Source organism: uncultured Sulfitobacter sp. (assembly GCF_947500075.1).
Classification (GTDB): Bacteria; Pseudomonadota; Alphaproteobacteria; order Rhodobacterales; family Rhodobacteraceae; genus Sulfitobacter.
Map to the genome: position 1 here is coordinate 630,496 of NZ_CANMQS010000002.1, position 18,458 is coordinate 648,953.

Annotated in this window: 15 protein-coding genes; 11 read left to right on the plus strand and 4 right to left on the minus strand. The window is 61.5% G+C overall.

What is annotated here, in order from left to right:
- Window positions 1-23: 23 nt before the first annotated feature.
- Entirely contained in the window at window positions 24-2,363 is a 2,340-nt protein-coding gene (locus Q1A91_RS08055; RefSeq protein ID WP_299875432.1) for a TRAP transporter fused permease subunit, read from the plus strand.
- Here Q1A91_RS08055 and Q1A91_RS08060 read toward each other — a convergent pair.
- Window positions 2,360-3,382, minus strand: a complete 1,023-nt coding sequence (locus Q1A91_RS08060) for a substrate-binding domain-containing protein (RefSeq protein ID WP_299875437.1) — start codon at window positions 3,380-3,382, stop codon at window positions 2,360-2,362. The genes Q1A91_RS08055 and Q1A91_RS08060 overlap by 4 nt on opposite strands.
- Window positions 3,383-3,476: 94 nt before the next feature.
- Here Q1A91_RS08060 and Q1A91_RS08065 point away from each other — a divergent pair, with 94 nt between their 5' ends.
- The 10 genes from Q1A91_RS08065 to Q1A91_RS08110 all read left to right on the plus strand — a co-directional run bounded on the left by Q1A91_RS08065 (window position 3,477) and on the right by Q1A91_RS08110 (window position 14,296).
- Window positions 3,477-4,988, plus strand: a complete 1,512-nt coding sequence (locus Q1A91_RS08065) for a tripartite tricarboxylate transporter permease (RefSeq protein WP_299875439.1) — start codon at window positions 3,477-3,479, stop codon at window positions 4,986-4,988.
- Window positions 4,985-5,455 carry a tripartite tricarboxylate transporter TctB family protein gene (locus Q1A91_RS08070; RefSeq protein ID WP_299875442.1) on the plus strand — a complete coding sequence of 157 codons (471 nt, stop codon included), beginning with the start codon at window positions 4,985-4,987 and terminating at the stop codon, window positions 5,453-5,455. The genes Q1A91_RS08065 and Q1A91_RS08070 overlap by 4 nt, the downstream gene beginning before the upstream one ends.
- Window positions 5,456-5,499: 44 nt before the next feature.
- Window positions 5,500-6,468 carry a tripartite tricarboxylate transporter substrate binding protein gene (locus tag Q1A91_RS08075; protein ID WP_299875445.1) on the plus strand — a complete coding sequence of 323 codons (969 nt, stop codon included), beginning with the start codon at window positions 5,500-5,502 and terminating at the stop codon, window positions 6,466-6,468.
- Window positions 6,469-6,536: 68 nt separating this feature from the next.
- On the plus strand, window positions 6,537-7,940 hold the full coding sequence (locus tag Q1A91_RS08080) for an aldehyde dehydrogenase family protein (RefSeq protein ID WP_299875448.1): 1,404 nt from the start codon (window positions 6,537-6,539) through the stop codon (window positions 7,938-7,940).
- Window positions 7,937-9,442, plus strand: coding sequence for an AMP-binding protein (locus tag Q1A91_RS08085; protein ID WP_299875451.1), 1,506 nt, complete (start codon window positions 7,937-7,939; stop codon window positions 9,440-9,442). Before Q1A91_RS08080 ends, Q1A91_RS08085 begins: the two co-directional genes overlap by 4 nt.
- A gap of 243 nt (window positions 9,443-9,685) precedes the next feature.
- Complete coding sequence (locus Q1A91_RS08090) at window positions 9,686-10,711, plus strand: GlxA family transcriptional regulator (protein ID WP_299875454.1); 1,026 nt, start codon at window positions 9,686-9,688, stop codon at window positions 10,709-10,711.
- Between the two features lie 33 nt (window positions 10,712-10,744).
- Window positions 10,745-13,117 carry a DUF1989 domain-containing protein gene (locus Q1A91_RS08095; RefSeq protein ID WP_299875456.1) on the plus strand — a complete coding sequence of 791 codons (2,373 nt, stop codon included), beginning with the start codon at window positions 10,745-10,747 and terminating at the stop codon, window positions 13,115-13,117.
- Complete coding sequence (locus Q1A91_RS08100) at window positions 13,114-13,509, plus strand: group II truncated hemoglobin (RefSeq protein ID WP_299875459.1); 396 nt, start codon at window positions 13,114-13,116, stop codon at window positions 13,507-13,509. The genes Q1A91_RS08095 and Q1A91_RS08100 overlap by 4 nt, the downstream gene beginning before the upstream one ends.
- Window positions 13,506-13,886: a hypothetical protein gene (locus Q1A91_RS08105; RefSeq protein WP_299875462.1), complete on the plus strand. Its 381-nt coding sequence runs from the start codon at window positions 13,506-13,508 to the stop codon at window positions 13,884-13,886. The genes Q1A91_RS08100 and Q1A91_RS08105 overlap by 4 nt, the downstream gene beginning before the upstream one ends.
- Complete coding sequence (locus Q1A91_RS08110; RefSeq protein WP_299875463.1) at window positions 13,883-14,296, plus strand: hypothetical protein; 414 nt, start codon at window positions 13,883-13,885, stop codon at window positions 14,294-14,296. Before Q1A91_RS08105 ends, Q1A91_RS08110 begins: the two co-directional genes overlap by 4 nt.
- Here the strand turns inward: Q1A91_RS08110 and Q1A91_RS08115 are convergent.
- The 3 genes from Q1A91_RS08115 to Q1A91_RS08125 form a co-directional block, all read right to left on the minus strand.
- Entirely contained in the window at window positions 14,293-15,630 is a 1,338-nt protein-coding gene (locus tag Q1A91_RS08115) for an NAD(P)-binding domain-containing protein (RefSeq protein ID WP_299875466.1), read from the minus strand. The genes Q1A91_RS08110 and Q1A91_RS08115 overlap by 4 nt on opposite strands.
- Before the next feature lie 76 nt (window positions 15,631-15,706).
- Window positions 15,707-17,035 carry a type III glutamate--ammonia ligase gene (gene glnT / locus Q1A91_RS08120; protein ID WP_299875469.1) on the minus strand — a complete coding sequence of 443 codons (1,329 nt, stop codon included), beginning with the start codon at window positions 17,033-17,035 and terminating at the stop codon, window positions 15,707-15,709.
- Between the two features lie 66 nt (window positions 17,036-17,101).
- Complete coding sequence (locus tag Q1A91_RS08125) at window positions 17,102-18,448, minus strand: FMN-binding glutamate synthase family protein (RefSeq protein ID WP_299875472.1); 1,347 nt, start codon at window positions 18,446-18,448, stop codon at window positions 17,102-17,104.
- Window positions 18,449-18,458: the final 10 nt, after the last annotated feature.

Below are 18,458 nucleotides of genomic sequence, written 5' to 3' on the forward strand. Positions count from 1 at the left end.
GTCTGTACCGTCTGAGGGGCACCATGGCGCAGGCCGACAGCCAGAGTGAACGCAGCGCCTCGCCGCACAGGGCGCTCTATACCTGCGCGCTGATCTTTGTGTTCATCGGCATCGTGAACAGCACCCCGGCCATTCCGGGCTGGACAGATCTTTGGCGTGGCTTGACCGGAGTGGAGACCCTCAAGGTCCGGGCTTTTGCCACCGAATGGTTCTACCCGCTCGTCTTTTTCGTGATGATGGTGATCGTGGCGCTTAGGCACTCCATGTGGTGGGCGTGGCAGGGCACGCGCCGTGCGGGTTTCGGGCTCTTCATGGATGCGGCGCTTGTGGTGTCGGCGGCGGCCATCTCGCTCACCTATCTGATCGAGATCGACAGCGTCTGCCTGATAGACCTGCTGAACGGCGACCGCGCGCGCCTGATTGCAGAAACGCTTGAGGCAGAGATCACCTTTGCCGAGGAAATGGGCCTGCCCGTGCCCGATACGGTCGATGATCCGCGCTGTGTGACCACCACGGGCATATGGCTGGTGGGGATCATGGGCGCCACGATGCTGGTGTTTCTGGGCTACAACATCAAGGTCTGGGGCCTGCCGCTGGTCCTCGTGGCGCTGCTGATGGCGCTTTATACCATCGGCACAGTGCTGGTGTGGTACTTCCACGGGCCCGACGACATCAACAAGTATCTGATGACCAAACTGGGCGGGGAGCCGCGCAGTTTTGTCGATGGCCGTCCGAACGTGCATGACGCGCTGGTCAACAATGCCTCCGGCATGCTGGGGCGGTTCATGAATGTGATCATGAATGTGGTCTTTCCCTACATCATCCTTGGCGCGATGTTCGGCAAATCTGCGGGTGGCCAAGCCTTGATCAAGCTTGCCTTTCGCTGGACGCGCAAGCTGCGGGGCGGGCCTGCGCATGCGGCCATCGTGTCCTCGGCGATGTTCGGCACGATCACCGGCGGGCCGGTGACCAACGTGCTGTCCACGGGCGTTCTGACCATTCCGATGATGCTCAAACGCGGGTTTTCCAAGACCTTCGCTGGCGGGGTGGAGGCAGCGGCCTCTTCGGGTGGGTCCATCATGCCCCCGGTGATGGGCGTCGCGGCCTTTATCCTGGCCGCCCTCACGGCGGTGCCCTACGGCGATGTCATTGTCGCGGCAACGCTTCCCGCCATCGCGTATTTCTTCTGCCTGTTCCTGACGGCGGTTTTCCAGTCGCGCAAACAGGGGCTTGAGGCGCTGGGGGCATTGACCGAAGACATGCACATCACCCGCACGGACCTGCTGCATCTGCTGCAAATCTTCCTGCCGATCCTGCTGATCCTGATCCTGTTGCTGACGCCCAAGGACGCGGTGGGCTGTGGCCCGCTGGGCTGGCTTCTGGGCGCGCAGACGCTGACGCAGGACGGTACCTGCCGCGCGCTGGACCTGCCGTGGATCCTGCAGGTCTACCAGAACGCGGCAGGGGATGCCGGGGCCACGGGCTGGTGGGGGGCGGCGTTTGTGATCCTGCTGCTCTTCCTCGACAAAGCGTTTCGCCAGACCCCGCGTCTCGCGCTCGACGCGCTGGCAGAGGCGGGGATCACCGTTTCAACGCTCTACCTGATGTTCCTGGCCGTGACGGTCATCGACGTCTGCCTGAACTTCACCGGCCTGTCGAAATTCGTGGCTGTCGATGTGCTCAGCTTCCTGCTCTCGCTTGATCTGGGCGGTGGCCAATCGGCCTTGTATCAGTTCATCGCGCTGACAATCACCATGTTGCTGGCGGTGCTGCTTGGCATGGGGATGCCTGCGGTGCCTGCCTATATCAACGTGGCGCTGCTGATGGGGCCGCTGCTGATTGGCCTCGGGATTGCGACCTTCACCGCGCATATGTTCATTTTCTATTTCGCCGTTGCTTCTGCCATCACGCCGCCTGTCGCACTCGCGGCCTTTGCCGCCGCCACGATCACCAAGGCCGAGCCCATGGCGACGGGGTTCAGCGCTGTGCGCTCCGGTATCGTGATGTTCGTGATCCCGTTCATTTTCGCCTTTTATCCAGAGCTTTTGTTGATTGATCAGGCGCTGATTGACCCTGCCAGCCCCAGCAAGGCCCCGCTTGCAGGGTATGAGGATGGGGTGCAACTGCTCCCGCTGCTCTGGCTCTTGGCCAAGCTGGTGCTGGCGCTCTACCTGCTGGCCAGCGCATTGGCCCGGTACGATGCGGCTGCCCTTGGCCCCATCGCGGTGATGCTGCGGATCGTGCTGGCGGTGGGGCTGTTGGTGCGTCCGGCAGAGGTCCATCTGACCGCTTTGGTTCTGGCCATCGGCCTGCTGGCGTTCCACCACATCCAAGCAGCAAAGCAGGTGCCGTCACAGCCCTAGACAGGCTGACACGATCGCCGCACCACCAGTTCCGGCGCACAGGATATGCCGACAACCTCCTGTTCGGGTGATTTGATCGCCCCGGCAAGGGTCAATCCCGCCTCCCGTCCGATCCGACGTGCGGGCAGGCGCACGGTGGTCAGGGCAGGCTCAATCTCCGAACTGCCTTTGAAATCGCCGATGCCCGTGACGGAGATATCCTCTGGCACCTGCAACCCCATGGCGGCGGCGGCATAGAGCGCGCCGGTTGCCAGAATGTCATTGCCGCAGATCAGCGCCGTCGGACGCGGGGTCAGGGCAAACAGCGCCATCGCATCCCGTTTGGAGGCAGAGATGCTGTAAACCGTTGTGCGCATCCACGCTGCGGGCACCTCCACACCGGCCTTGCCCAGCGTCGCAAGGATTGCATCACTGCGGGCCTTCGCACGGTCATTGCCTTCGCTGGGGGCAAACAGACAGGCCACCTCCCGGTGCCCCTGCGCCAGCACATGAGCGGCAATCATCTCTCCGGCCAGCGCATTGTCCGCACCCACGGAGGGGTATCGCGCATCGGCCGCATAGTTCCACATCATCACAGTGGGGATGTTCTGGCTGTCGATCAGCTGAAACACCGCTTCGTCATGGTCGAGACCCGTGAGCGCAATGCCATCCACCCGATGTTCAAGGAACTTCCGCAGGATCGCGTATTCGCGTTGCAGGTCGTACCCATGGGAGGCCAGCAGGATCGTGAACCCTTCCTCCGCCACCGCGTCAGAGAACGCCTGCACCGCTTCGGCAAAGATCGTGTGATCAATTGTCGGCACCAAAATCCCCACGGTGCCGGAGCGGATCCCATGGATTGTCTGGGCCGCACGGTTGCGGATATAGCCCTGCGCGCGCACCGCACGTTCGATTCTGCGCTTGGTCGCGTGTTTGAGCAAATCGGGATGGTTGAAGTATCGCGACACCGTCGAAGGGGACACCTTTGCCGCCTTCGCGACAGAGATGATATCCGCTTTTTTATGATCTTTATCAGCCATCTATCCACCGTATTTGGGCAATTTATGAAAACATTTGCAAAACTATTTTCATCGCTTAGCGTTTAAGGTCAAGCAGCGTTGTTGGGAGGCAGCGATGGAATTCTTGCTCTACATGGGAGACGTCTTCACACCGATTAACTTCGGTTTGCTGCTGCTCGGCACCATTGGCGGTCTGATCCTTGGGGCGACGCCGGGTTTGTCGCCCACGATGGCGGTGGCATTGCTGATCCCCTTCACGTTCCAGCTCGAAGCGGCACAGGGTCTGATCCTGCTGGGGGCGGCCTATACCTCCACGGTGGCAGGTGGCGCGGTGTCGGCGATCCTGCTGAAAATACCGGGTGCGCCCGCCAATATCGCCACCACGCTGGACGGCCACACCATGGCGCAGAAGGGCGAGGGGGCGAAGGCGCTGCAAATCTCCTTCCTGGCGTCCGCTGTGGGTGGTGTGTTTGGCGTGCTGCTGTTGATCTTCCTCACACCTGTGCTGGCCCAATGGGCGCTGGCCTTTGGTCCGAGCCACCTGTTCTGGCTCGCCATCCTTGGGGTCACGGTCATTGGTTCGCTGGACAGTGCATCGGTGGTCAAAGGCCTGCTGTCAGGCTGCATCGGGTTGTGGCTGGCGACCATCGGCTTTGACGACATCATGGGCGCGCAGCGTTTCATCTTTCACCCGGCTCTGGGCGGCGGCATCAACATCATTGCAGCCCTCATCGGTCTCTTCGCCATCCCGCAGGTCATCACCATGTTCGCCAAAGGACGGCGCGGAGACGGGGCAGAGGTCATCGCGGTGCAAAAACACCCCATCAGCGGCGCGATCAGGGAGCTTCTGCGCAACAAACGCGCCCTCGGCATTGGCACGGCAACAGGCTCCATCATCGGATTGATCCCCGGTGTGGGGGGGCAGATCGCAGGGCTGGTCGCCTATGATCAATCCAAGAAATTCAGCCCCGACCGTGAGAAGTTCGGCACCGGCCACCCCGAAGGTGTGATCGCGGCAGAAAGCGCCAACAATGCCATGGTCGGGCCTTCGCTGGTGCCGCTGCTCACCTTGTCGATCCCCGGCTCCCCCACCGCCGCTGTCCTGCTGGGTGGCCTGCTGATTCACGGGATTTTTCCGGGCACGGACCTCTTTGACAATCACCCGGACGTGGCCTGGACCTTCATCAACTCCATGCTGATCGGGCAGGTGCTGATGTGCATTTTTGGCCTCTATGTGGCGGGGCTGGCGGCGCGCGTGGCACAGGTGCCGCAGGCGGTGATGGCCGCCATCGTGCTGGGGCTGGCAGTCTTTGGCAGCTATTCGGTGCAGTCTTCCATGGGCGACGTCTATGTCATGGCGGCCCTTGGCGTGATGATGTACTTCCTCGAACGTTTCGGCTTTTCCGCCGCCCCACTGGTGCTGGGCCTGATCCTTGGCCCGATTGCCGAAGCCAACTTCATTCAGGGCTCGATGATCGCCACTGCGACCGACGGCATGGCCCCATATTTCTTCGGCGGCCCCCTGAATATCCTGCTGATTGCGGTTGTGATCGCCTCCATCCTCTATTCCGCATGGATGGAACTGCGGTCCCGCCGGTACACCTCCAAAGAGGAGATCATCGCATGAGCGCGCCGTCACTGCCCCGTCTGCAACATATCATCGGCTCCGGCGTGGTTGCCGCCGTAGGCATCTGGGTGGCCTACGTCAGCTATACCCAGCAACCGGCCGAAGCCTTCCTGTTCCCGCGGCTGATTGCATCTGTCTTTGTGGTGCTGGCGCTTTGGACCTTTGCCAAAGCCTGTCTGGGCTGGACAAAAGTCGGCACCGGCATCACCGCGCGGCAATTCACCAACCTCGCACCGGGGCTGGGCGTGGCACTGGTCTATATCTTCTGGGCGGCGAAGGGGCTGGGGTTCTACACGGCCACTTCCATCGCCTTTTTCATTCTGCTGAGCCTGTATGATCCGGCCCCCCACGGGGCGCTGAAATCTTGGGTCAAGCGCGTCATCATCACGGCCTGTTTCATGGCCGTCATGTACGGCCTCTTCGCACTCTTGCTGAAAGTGTACACACCGCGAGAGGTCTTTTTCTGAACCGTCATAGCGGCAGAAACTTAAACCCTAGGGAGGAATACAACATGAAAAAACTACTAGCAGGGGCCGCGATGGCCTTGATGGGTCTGACAACATCTGCGGTCGCAGACGGTCACGCCAATTACCCCGATCGCCCGATCATGATGATGGTCAGCTATGGCGCGGGCGGGGCCACGGACTTTCAGGCACGGATCGTGACCATGACATCCGGCAATGAAGACGCGCTTGGCATGCCCATCGCGATCCTGAATAAACCCGGTGCCGGGGGCCGTGTGGGCTGGAACTGGCTGGCCAGTCAGGCCGAGGCCGATGGCTATACGCTGGGCGCCTACAACATCCCGCATTTCATTGCGCAGTCGATCAAGGGCGGCGTGGAATATTCGCGCGACAGCTTTGAGCCAATCGCCAACTGGGGGGCTGACCCTGCGGTTCTGGTTGTTGGTAAAGACAGTGAATTCAACACACTGCAAGACGTCGTCGACTTCGCCAAAGCCAATCCCGGCAAGCTGACCACCTCTGGTGCGGGCCTGTTTGTGGGCCACCACATTGCAGCGTTGCAGATGGAAAAGGCAGGCGACATGAAGATGGCCTATATCCCCACCAAAGGCGGCGGTGCAGCGGCCATGAAAGCGGTGATCGCCGGTGACGTGATGGCAGGCATCAACAACCTGTCTGACGCCTTCCGTGCGGCCGAGGCGGGCAACGTCAAGATCCTCGCCGTGGCGGATCTGGAGCGGAACGCATTCCTGCCGGACGTGCCCACAATGATGGAAAGCGGGCTGGACGTGGACAATTCATCGGTCAACTTCCGTGGCATCATGGTGCCCAAAGGCACACCACAGGGGATCATCGACAAACTGGCAGCGACTGTTCCGGCAATGTTCGAGAACAAGCGTGTGGCAGGCAAGATGAAGGCAGGCGGATCGCCCATGCACATCATGACCCGTGACGAGGTCCTTGAGATGTGGGCAGCCCGCGAAGAAACACTGAAAGAACTGCTTGCAGGTCTCTGATCTGAAACAACATATATGAACGGGCAGGGCGCCCGGATCGCGCCCTGCCATATCCAAAGGACATACCCATGAACGCTCAGGATGATATCGCCCAAGTTGACGCCATCGTCGCCCGTGCCCGTGCTGCACAGGCGCGTTTTGAGGCGGGCGGAAGCCAGGCGCTTTATGACCGCGCAGCACAGGCCGCGGGCTGGGCCATCATGGAACCCGGCAGGAACCGGCATCTGGCTGAACTGGCGGTCGAAACAACGGGGCTGGGCAATGTGCCCGACAAGATCACCAAGAACCACCGCAAGACGCTGGGCCTGATGCGCGACATCGCCACCGCCAAAACCCATGGCGTGATCCGCGACGATGCCGCCACCGGCATCACCGAAATTGCCCGTCCCATCGGGGTGATCGGGGCGGTTGTCCCCTCCACCAACCCCGGTGCGACGCCCGCCAATAACATCATCAACGCGCTGAAATGCGGGAATGCCATCGTTGTGTCGCCATCCCCCAAAGGTGTGCCCACCTGCGAGGCGTTGCTGGGCTATATCCACGCCGAGTTCGACAAATCCGGCATCGACCGTGATCTGGTGCAGATGGTCCCCGGACGCGGCTCCAAGGACAAGACGCAGCGTTTGCTGGAAATTTCCGACTTGATCGTCGTGACAGGCAGCCAGAACAACGTCAAACGGGCCTATACCTCCGGCACGCCCGCGTTGGCGGTAGGGGCAGGGAACGTCACGGTGATCGTGGATGAAACCGCCGATCTGGCGGCAGCGGCCGAGAAGATCTGCGCCTCCAAGACCTTCGACAATGCAACCTCCTGCTCATCCGAGAATGCAATCGTCGTGCTGGATGCGATCTATGACGCCTTTTCGCAGGAAATGGCCCGCACCGGGGGCGCATTGATCACCGATGAGAGCAAAGTCACCGACAAGCTCTGGGTCAAGGGCCACCTGAACCCGGCTGCCATCGCGCAGGACGCCGACAAGATGATCGCCGCCCTCGGCCTGACGGACGACGTGCCCCCGGACACGCAATACATCGCGGTGGAGACCACGGGCATCGGCCCCGAATATCCGCTCTCGGGCGAGAAACTCAGCCGCGTTCTGACCGTTTACCGGGCAACGGACTTCGAAGACGCGGTCCGCATCTCCCGTGAGGTGCAACTGCACCAGGGGGCAGGGCACTCCGTTGGCATCCACACCACCGCCGAGGACCGCCCGCTGACGCTGGCCAATGCCATTCCCACCAGCCGGGTGATCGTCAATCAGGCGCATACTTTCGCCACGGGCGGTGCCTTTACCAACGGCATGCCGTTTTCGCTGTCCATGGGCTGCGGGTCCTGGGGCGGGAATTCCATCGACACGAACCTGCATTGGAAGCATTTCATGCAAACTACGAAGATCGTGCGCGAAATTCCCGGCGTGGAACCTTCGCCTGATGACATTTTTGCGGGCTATTGGGCTGACGTGGGAAAATGATCTACACCGCTGAGCGCCCCCCGGTCGGGACGGTGCGCGACTGGCTGGAGGCCCGCGCGCAGACTGACCAGACCGCGATTGTCTTCCCAGACACGGGCGACAGCCTCAGCTGGCATGACCTGCGGGCAGAGGCAGCACGGATGGCGCAGGGCATGTATGCCACGGGCATCGCCAAGGGCGAAAGCGTTGCCATCATCCACCCCAATGGGCGCGAGGGGATACTGGCGCTTTTTGCCGCGCTCTTTGGCGGGTTCCGTGCAACGATGATCAACCTTGCGGCGGGGCCTGATGCGATTGCCTATGCGCTGGATCATTCCGGCGCGCGTTTCGTGTTCCTGCATGACAGCCAGCGCGCGACCTTTGCGCAGGTCGCGCCAGACGGGATGCAGATCCTCGCCCCGGACAGGCTTGCGGGCACAGCCCCCCTGCCTGATCTGGCACCAGACGACCACGCGCTGCTGATGTATACCTCCGGGACCACGGGCAAACCAAAGGGGGTTGTGCACACCCACGCCAGCCTGCTGGCCGGCGGCTGGACCACGGCGGTGGCGCATGAGTTGGGCCGGGAGGATCGCGGCCTCTGCGTGCTGCCGATCTACCACATAAACGGGCTCTGCGTGACGGTGATGGGCGCGCTGGTCTCGGGCGGGTCCTTTGCCATGGTGCCGCGTTTCTCCGCCAGCCGGTTCTGGGATCAGGCGGAGACGGGGGAGATCACCTGGTTCTCCGTCGTGCCCACGATCATCAGCCATCTGCTGCATGGAGAGGCGGCGCCAGGCGACAGCCTGCGCGAGCGGCTCCGCTTTGTGCGCTCTGCGTCCTCCGCCCTCGCGGTGGAAACCCAGACCGCGTTCGAGAGCCGCTTTGGCGTGCCGATCATCGAAACCATGGGCCTGACGGAAACCGCCGCTCAGGTGCTCTCCAACCCGCTGCCGCCGGGCACCCGCAAGGTCGGCTCCCCCGGCGTGGCGTACGGCAATGAGGTGCGCATCCTCACGGCGGATCTGCAAGAGGCCCCGCGTGGACAGGAAGGGGAGATCGCCATCCGTGGCCCCAATGTGATGCGGGAGTATCTACACAACCCCGATGCCACCGCAGGCACCTTCGCAGGTGACTGGTTGCGTACCGGTGATCTGGGGCGGATGGATGCGGATGGGTATGTCTTTGTGACCGGTCGGCTGAAGGAATTGATCATCAAGGGGGGCGAAAACATCGCCCCGCGTGAGATCGACGAGGTGCTGTATGCCCACCCGGAAGTTGTTGAAGCCGCCGCCTTTGCCCGGCAGTGCCCGCGCTATGGTGAAACCGTCGAAGCCGCCGTTGCGCTGAAACCGGGTGCACAATTGGCGATGGATGATCTGATGGCCCTGTGTCAGGACCGGCTGGGCGCGTTCAAATCTCCCGGCATCATCCATCTGCTGGAGGAACTGCCCAAAGGCCCCTCCGGCAAGATCCAGCGCCTGAAGCTGGCAGAGCTGATCCCCGAACGCGCTGGCGCGTGACCACCCAAACAGTGCAGACAGGCTGATCCGCCGCAAGGCGGGGCAGCGTCCTGTGAATCAAATCGACTGCAAAGTGCTTTGGCATTGATTTCGAGTTTGACAGATAGGAAAATGTTTTTAACATGGGGAAACACTGAGGCGGTCTGATCTGCCTCGCTCAGCCGCAAAGAAGCCCCGTCATGCACCACATCGAACGCTGTACATCCGGTCGCGCTGCGCCCTTTTCACAAGGGGGCACATAGGATGGGACGGCCAGAACCCAAATTTCAGGGCGTCGATCATTTCGACCCGACCCTTGGCGGCGCAGAGAGCGCCTGCGTGTTCGAGATTTTCGTCTCGGATGGATTCTGCGACGTGGAGCTTGCCGGGATCATGCAGGCGCTGCGGACTGCCAATAACGTCCTGGCGCGGCAGGTGTTTTCATGGCGCTGTGTGTCAGATACCCCCGGTATCCTGCGCAGCCTGCATGGCATGTGTGTCGAGGCCGAAGCGGCCATCGAAGATGTGGTGCCGCCCCATACGATGATTGTGGTCGGCGGACAGATGGGCCGGGGCAACGCCTGGATGCGGCGCATGCGGGTGATGCAGCGCAAGGCGCTGCCCGTGGTGCTGCTGTCAGATGCGGCGACGGCCTATATCCGCGCTTCGAACCCCCGTGGTCCTGTCACCACCCAATGGCGCGACGCGGCGCAGCTGGCGGAAACCGGGCATTACCCCGCGCTGACCACCCGCTTTTCGGAAAAGAGCAATGGCGTGATCACGGCAGCGGGCGGCTCTGCCACCGCAGAACTGATCATCGGCTTGATCGCGCCCTTGATGACGGCCGCACAGGTGGCCGAACTGGGCAATCGCCTGCTGCTGAACACCATCCGCAAAAGCGACGCCGAACAGCCCAAGGACATCGCCGACAACACCTGCCTCTTTGACGCGCAGATCACCCAGGCGCTGCGGCTGATGGAAGACACCATCGCCGATCCGTTGCCGATGACCGAACTGGCCTGCGCTGTCGGCATCTCAACCCGGCATCTGGAACGGGCGTTCAAGACCGCGCTCAAGGACACGCCGGCCCGCTTTTACAAACGCCTGCGCACCAAACGCGCCCGCGCCATGATCGAAGAGACACTGCTGCCCCTGATCGACATTGCCGTGGCCACCGGTTTTGGCTCCAGCAACACGCTGGCCAAGGCCGTGAAGGATGAATACGGCGTGTCCCCGTCAAAGATGCGGGCGCGCAAGTCCATGAACCTGTTGAAGTTTGAGCGCAGCTGATAAGATCGCCACAGACCCCGCTGGAGAGACAGAATGCTTGATGACATCTACGCCAAGGTCCGTCCCGGCCCGCCGTCCCCATCCAAGGTTTTCCTGCCCAGCCAGTTCACCCTGCCACCCGGCACCGAACGATATGTCGTCGAAGGCATGGGCGCGGTTCTGATCCCGGTTTATGCAGGCGACCGCGTCACGGTGATCAACGACGAAGGCGCGCAGGTCTGCGAAATCGTGACAGCGGGGAAGGGGGGCAAGATCGACCCTGCCATTCTGGACGCGCCCGCCAATGCCACTGCCGATGGATTGCGCGCACTGCTGACCGGGTTGGACCAATCCCTGCGCGGCTTGCGCATGGGGCTGGACGCCCGCGGCATTGATCTGGCCGACGCAGCAGCACTGCGCCTCTTTGACCGTGACACCCGCGCCAAGGCCGAAGAAACGCTGACCGTGACCCGCGACGGATCGCTGATCATCGCAGCCCCCGGCGCGCCGATGGATATCGAAGCGCAGGACACCACCACACCGCTGACGGTCATGGTCAAACGCGCCACGCTGAAAAAGCACACGTCCTTTGAACTGCCCGACCCGCTGGCCGATCCCGTGGACGACATCCGCGTGCACACCCAAACGGCGGAGGCCTTCTTTGTCAAAGCGGGTGACTACATCCAGATCATCGACGTGGATGGCCGCCAATGCACTGATTTCGAATGTTTCTCTGCCCGTAAGCTCGACAAAGGCATTGAACACGCCCTCGACGTGACCACCACCCGAACGCTCATGGGCCACGCATACCCCATGCCCGGCCTGCACGCGAAATACTACGATCAGGAGATGCTGCCGCTGGTCGAAGTGGTGCAGGACACCTGCGGCCGCCATGATGCTTTCGCACTCGCCTGTTCGGCGAAGTACTATGACGACATCGGCTATCCCGGCCACGTCAACTGCTCCGAAAACTTCAACCACGCGCTGAGCAAATACAACGTCACGGGCCGCCCCGGCTGGATGGCGATCAACTTCTTCTTCAACACCTTCCTCGATGAACACGGCGTCATGTACTCGGATGAGCCATGGTCGCGCCCCGGCGACTACGTCCTGCTGCGTGCCCTCACGGACATCGTCTGCGTCTCAAGCGCATGCCCCGACGACACCAGCCCCGCAAACGGCTGGAACCCCACTGATATCCACGTGCGCACCTATTCGGGCAAGGAAACCTTCCAGCGGTCCGTCGCCTACCGCCCCACACCAGAAGCAGAGCCCAAGATGACCAAACAAACCGGCTTCCACGACCAATTCGCCAAACACACGCGCAATTTCATCGAATACAACGGGTATTGGCTGGCCAATTGCTATGCCGAAGCGGGCGCGATTGCCGAATACCACGCCTGCCGTGAAAAAGCGGTGATCATGGACCTCAGCCCCCTGCGCAAGTTTGAGATCACCGGGCCAGATGCGGAGGCTCTGTGTCAGTACGTCTTCACCCGCAACATGAAGACCCTGCCCGTGGGCGGCGTGGTCTATACGGCCATGTGTTATGAACACGGCGGCATGATCGACGACGGCACAGTCTTCCGGCTCGACAAGGACAATTTCCGCTGGATCGGCGGCAATGACTACGGCGGTGAATGGCTGCGGGAGCAGGCAGAAAAGCTGGGGCTGAAGGTGCTGGTGCGCTCCTCCACGGACCAGTTGCACAATGTCGCCGTGCAAGGCCCTGAAAGCCGCGATTTGCTGCGCAAGATCGTCTGGACCGCGCCCCATAACCCGGAATTCGACCAATTGGGCTGGTTCCGCTTCACGCCCGCGCGGCTCAATGATGAAAACGGCACGCCCTTTGTTGTCTCCCGCACCGGCTATACGGGCGAGTTGGGGTATGAAGTCATGTGCCACCCCAAGCATTGCGATGAGATTTTCGGGGCGATCTGGGAAGCCGGGCAGGGGCATGGCCTGACGCCCATGGGGCTGGAAGCGCTGGACATGGTGCGGATTGAAGCGGGGCTGATCTTTGCCGGCTACGATTTTTCTGACCAGACGGACCCTTACGAGGCGGGCATTGGCTTCACCGTGCCGCTCAAGTCCAAACCGGATGATTTCATCGGGCGCGATGCCCTGATCCGCCGCAAGGAACACCCGCAGCGCAAGCTCGTGGGCCTCGACATCGACAGCGCGGTGAACGTGGGGCATGGCGATTGCATCCACGTGGGCCGCGCGCAGATCGGCGAAGTGACGTCTTCCATGCGCTCGCCCTTGCTTGACCGCAATATCGCGCTGGCGCGGGTCGATGTGGCCCATGCCGAACCGGGTACGCAGCTGGAGATCGGCAAGCTGGACGGGCACCAGAAACGCCTGCCTGCCACGATCCGCAAGGACCTCGCAGCCTTTGATCCGGCCAAGGAACGCCCGCGGTCATGACCCGGACGGTGCTGGATCAGATCGGCGGCGAAGACGCCCTGCGCACGATGGTTGAGCATTTCTACGATCTGGTGGAATCCCTGCCCGAAGGGCGCCAGATCGTGCATCTGCACATGGAGGGCCACGGCATCGCCCATACCCGGCAGGAGCAGTTCAACTTCATGTCCGGTTTCATGGGCGGGCGGCAGTATTACATGGAAAAGCACCGGCATATGAACGTGAAGGAGATTCACGCCCATGTGCCGATCCGTGTTCAGGACGCTGAAGACTGGTTGTCGATCATGGACAAGACGCTGGCGGATCTAAACCATACGGGGCCGCACATTGACCGGCTGCGCACCACACTGCGGCGTGTGGCGCTGATCCTGGTGAACGATGGAAAGGTGGCATGAGGCGCCGGTTTGTCCTGGCAGCGGTCTGCGCGCTTCTGGCGGCGCCTGCCGCTGCGCAGGCGGTCAAGCTCAAGGTGCATGAGATCGATGCGCTGCTCAGTGGCAATACGGCGGTGGGCAAGTGGGAAGGCCAACCATACCGCCAGTACTTCGGCGATGATGGCGTGACGCTGTATGCCCAGGACGGCGCGCGCACGGCCCGTGGCCTGTGGCGACTGGATGCAGAGCGGGACGAATACCAAAGCCAATGGCCGGGTGATGCGGAATGGGAGGGCTGGTACGTGATGGAATACGCAGGCGACTTCTTCTGGGTCAGCAAATCAACGCCGCCAACACCCTTCCGTATGGTGCCCGGAGCGCAGTTGGTGGCGGAATGAGGGGTGTGGCGCTGGCCTGTTGTCTGACGCTGGCGATGCCACTGCCCGCTGCGGCTCAGGATTTCTGTGACATGCTGGAGGAGATGATCGCGGGCAGGGCGGTGGCATCCACCGACGCCATGCTGTGCAGCTCATCCAAAGGCCAGTCCGGTGCAACGGCCCAGCATTGCCGCTGGCCTTTCAGCTTTCGTGCGGCGGATGCACATGTCGCCTTTGAAGCGGTTTCAGCGGATGTGGCGGCTTGCCTGAATGCCGTAGCCAGGACGGAGGAAGGCGAAGTGAACCATCCCGATACCTACGACCAACGGCTGTTTGACATTAAGAACGGCACCGTAACCGTCGCCCTGAAAGACAAAGGTGCCTTGCAGCAAACCTTCGTCTTCCTGAGGGTCGAACGCAACGCACCCTAGTTCTGCAAATAGACCTCAAGGCTGTCGTCCAGCGCGTCTTTCCACGGCGTGTGGTGCATCGGTGCCATCGTGCCTGTGATCACCGATTTATAGGCGTTGTTGCGGAAAGTCATGATGTCGGCCTTCTTGTGGCCCTTCCACTCTTTGAACGCCTGACAGGCGCCTTCAACGTCAAAGCTGGGGTAATCGGTCAGCTCCATCAGTTCCTTGGTGTAATCGCCCTGATACCAGATGCAGTCGTAATCATCCTTCAAGGCCGCTTCGCCCGCTGTGCGCGCGTCAATGTCTGCCTGCATCGCAGCGCGATCCGGAATGTCGACCCGCCCCATGATCACGTCACGCGCCCACCAGGCCTGCACGTCAAACATGTTGAAGGTGAACCACTGGTCCTGCATCCCCAGATAAAAGACGTTGGGGTTGTTGATGTAGGCCACCCCTTTGTAGAGGTCCGGCGTCGCCAGAATGTTGGGGCACCGCAGGCGGATGTTGTCGGCCATGAAGGGGAAGTGGTGTCTGTACCCGGTGCACAGGATGATCGCGTCCACCTCCCTGGTGGTGCCATCCTTGAAGTGCGCGGTGTTCCCGACGACCTTCGTAAGCAGCGGCACCTCAGCCCAGTTGTCGGGCCAGTGATAGCCCATCGCGGCGGTGCGGTGGCTGACGGTGATGGATTTCGCGCCGTACTTCCAACACTGCGAGCCGATGTCCTCGGCGGAGTAGGAGGTGCCGATCAGCAGCAGATCCATGTCCTTGAATTCCATCGCGTCGCGGAAATCATGAGCATGCAGGACGCGGCCTTTGAAGGTGTCAAACCCTTCAAACTCAGGCACATTGGGCGTTGAGAAGTGGCCGGATGCACAGACGACGTAGTCAAATACCTCCTCATATTCAGTATCTTCCGGCAGGTTCCTTACCTTAACTGTGAACTTGCCGTCCGCCGTTTCCTCCACACTGCGCACCACGGTCTCAAACCGGATCATGTCACGCACGCCGGCCTTCTTTACCCGCCCTTCGATATAGTCAAACAACACCGCGCGCGGGGGGTAGCTGGCAATCTGCTTGCCGAAATGCTCCTCAAAGGAATAATCCGCAAATTCAAGACCTTCCTTGGGGCCGTTCGACCAAAGATAACGGTACATGGAGCCGTGCACAGGCTCCCCGTACTGGTCCACGCCCGTGCGCCACGTGTAGTTCCACAGCCCACCCCAGTTTGCTTGCTTTTCAAAGCAGACAATCTCCGGAATCTCCGCTCCTTTTTCCTTTGCGGATTGAAAGGCACGCAGTTGTGCCAGACCGGAAGGGCCTGCACCGATGATGGCGACACGTTTGGTCATGGGTGATTTATCCTTTTTTTACAGTAAATAGTCAGCAGTTATGAAGGTGACACATGAGGTATGGGTGATAAGCCGCTCAAATATCTAGTGTATTATCCTTTTCCCACTGGCTGAAGTGGGATGTGAAGTCATTCCATTCCTGCATCTTCATCTTCAGATACGCGGCGGAGAATTCCTCTCCCATTGACGCCTTGAGCTCCTTGTCCCGGTCATAGGCCCGCAGCGCATCGAGCATATTGAGCGGCAGTTTTGGCGCGCCCCGCACCTTGTGGCCCTCTGCGTACATGTCGATGTCGTGCCGCTTGCCGGGATCGGCTTTGGACCGGATGCCGGACAGACCCGCGGCGATGATCACCGCCTGCAACAGATAGGGGTTTGCCGCCCCATCAGGCAGGCGCAGTTCAAACCGGCCGGGGCCGGGGACACGGACCATGTGCGTGCGGTTGTTGCCGGTCCAGGTGACCGTGTTGGGCGCCCAGGTGGCCCCGGACATGGTGCGTGGCGCGTTGATGCGTTTATAGCTGTTCACCGTCGGGTTGGTGATCGCGGCCAGCGCGCTGGCGTGTTTCATGATCCCGCCAAGGAAATGCTTGCCACGCTCGGACAGGCCAACCTCGCCGGTCTGGCCTTCGCCTTCGCCCGCAAACACGTTGGTCTTGGCCGCAGCCCCCGGCGCGTCCCAGACGGAGATATGCGCGTGGCAACCATTACCTGTCAGCCCCTCAACAGGCTTGGGCATGAAGGTCGCGCGGTAGCCGTGTTTCTCCGCCAAGCATTTCGCCATGAACTTGAAGAACGAGTGCTTGTCGGCTGTTTTCAAAGCATCATCGAAGTCCCAGTTCATCTCCCACTGGCCGTTCGCGTCCTCGTGGTCATTCTGGTAGGGGTTCCAGCCCATCTCCAGCATATGATCCGAAATCTCCCGGATGACATCCAGACGGCGCATGAACGCCTGCTGGTCATAGCAGGGCTTGGCGGCGGTATCGAAGCTGTCGGAAATTGCATCACCTTCGGGGGTCAGCAGGAAAAACTCCGCCTCAATGCCGGTCTTGACGTGCATGCCCTCGGCGGCGGCCTGTGCAATCAGCTTGCGCAGCACGACACGCGGGGCTTGTTCCACGGGCGCGTCTTCCATCACGCAATCGGCGGGGACCCAGGCGATCTCCTTGTTCCACGGCAGGATGATCACCGCCTCCGGATCAGGCACGGCCAGCATGTCGGGATGCGCGGGCGTCAGGTCGAGCCATGTGGCAAAACCCGCAAATCCTGCGCCATCCTCCTGCATGTCCGCAATCGCGCGGGCAGGGACCAGTTTGGCGCGTTGCCCGCCAAAAAGGTCCGTGAAGGAGATCATGAAATACTTAACACCGTTCTCTTCGGCGAATTTAGCGAGGTCTGTTGCCATGTTGTGTCTTCCCTATCGGTCTTAGAGCGAGGGCGCGTGCATGATGCCGCGCCCTTCGTTGTGAATTCAGTAGGAGGTGCCGGGTTTGCCGGGGTACCAATCGGTGCCCGCCAGCGGCACCTGTGCCATTGCGGCCGCTTCCATGGTCAGCGCCACGAGGTCTTCGGGCTCCAGGTTGTGCATGTGGTTCTTGCCACAGGCCCGCGCGATGGTCTGCGCCTCCAGCGTCAACACCTTGAGATAGTTGCGCAACCGGCGACCGCCTTCGACGGGATCGAAGCGTTTCATCAGTTCGGGATCCTGTGTGGTGATCCCCGCCGGATCAAGCCCTTCGTGCCAGTCGTCATAGGCGCCTGCGGTGGTGCCCAGCTTGTTGTATTCGTCTTCCCACTTCGGGTCATTGTCCCCCAGCGCGATCAGCGCGGCTGTGCCAATGGCCACCGCATCCGCACCCAGCGCCATGGCTTTGGCCACATCCGCGCCCGACCGGATCCCGCCGGAGATCACCAATTGCACTTCGCGGTGCATGCCCAGATCCTGCAAGGCCTTCACCGCAGGACGGATACAGGCAAGAGTCGGCTGGCCCACATGTTCGATAAACACATCCTGCGTGGCCGCTGTGCCGCCCTGCATGCCGTCCAGCACAACCACATCCGCGCCTGCCTTGACCGCCAGTGTGGTGTCAAAATAGGGCCGCGCGCCTGCGACTTTCACGTAGATCGGCACTTTCCAACCGGTGATCTCGCGCAGCTCAAGGATCTTGATTTCCAGATCATCCGGGCCGGTCCAGTCGGGATGCCGGCAGGAGGACCGCTGGTCGATGCCCTTGGGCAGGTTGCGCATTTCCGCGACCCGGTCGGAGATCTTCTGACCCAGCAGCATGCCGCCGCCACCGGGTTTCGCGCCCTGGCCCACGACAATCTCGATCGCGTCCGCCTTGCGCAGGTCATCGGGGTTCATGCCATAGCGGGACGGCAGGTACTGATAGACCAGCTTGGACGAATGCCCGCGTTCCTCCGGCGTCATGCCGCCGTCACCCGTGGTGGTCGAGGTGCCCGCCGCATTCGCGCCGCGCCCCAGCGCTTCCTTGGCCGGACCCGACAGCGCGCCAAAGCTCATGCCTGCGATGGTGATCGGAATGTCCAGCTCCATCGGGTTCTTGGCAAATCGGGTGCCAAGGGTGACGGAGGTTTCGCATTTCTCCCGATACCCTTCGAGCGGGTATCGCGAGATCGACGCACCCAGAAACAACAGGTCGTCAAAGCTGGGCACCTTGCGTTTGGCACCGCCACCGCGGATGTCGTAAATACCGGTCGCCGCTGCACGACGGATGTCGCTGTTGGCGTCCTGGCTGAAGGTCGCGGACTGGCGCGGTGTGGTGTGCGGAATGCCGTGGGAATCGTGATCTTTCATACAGATATCC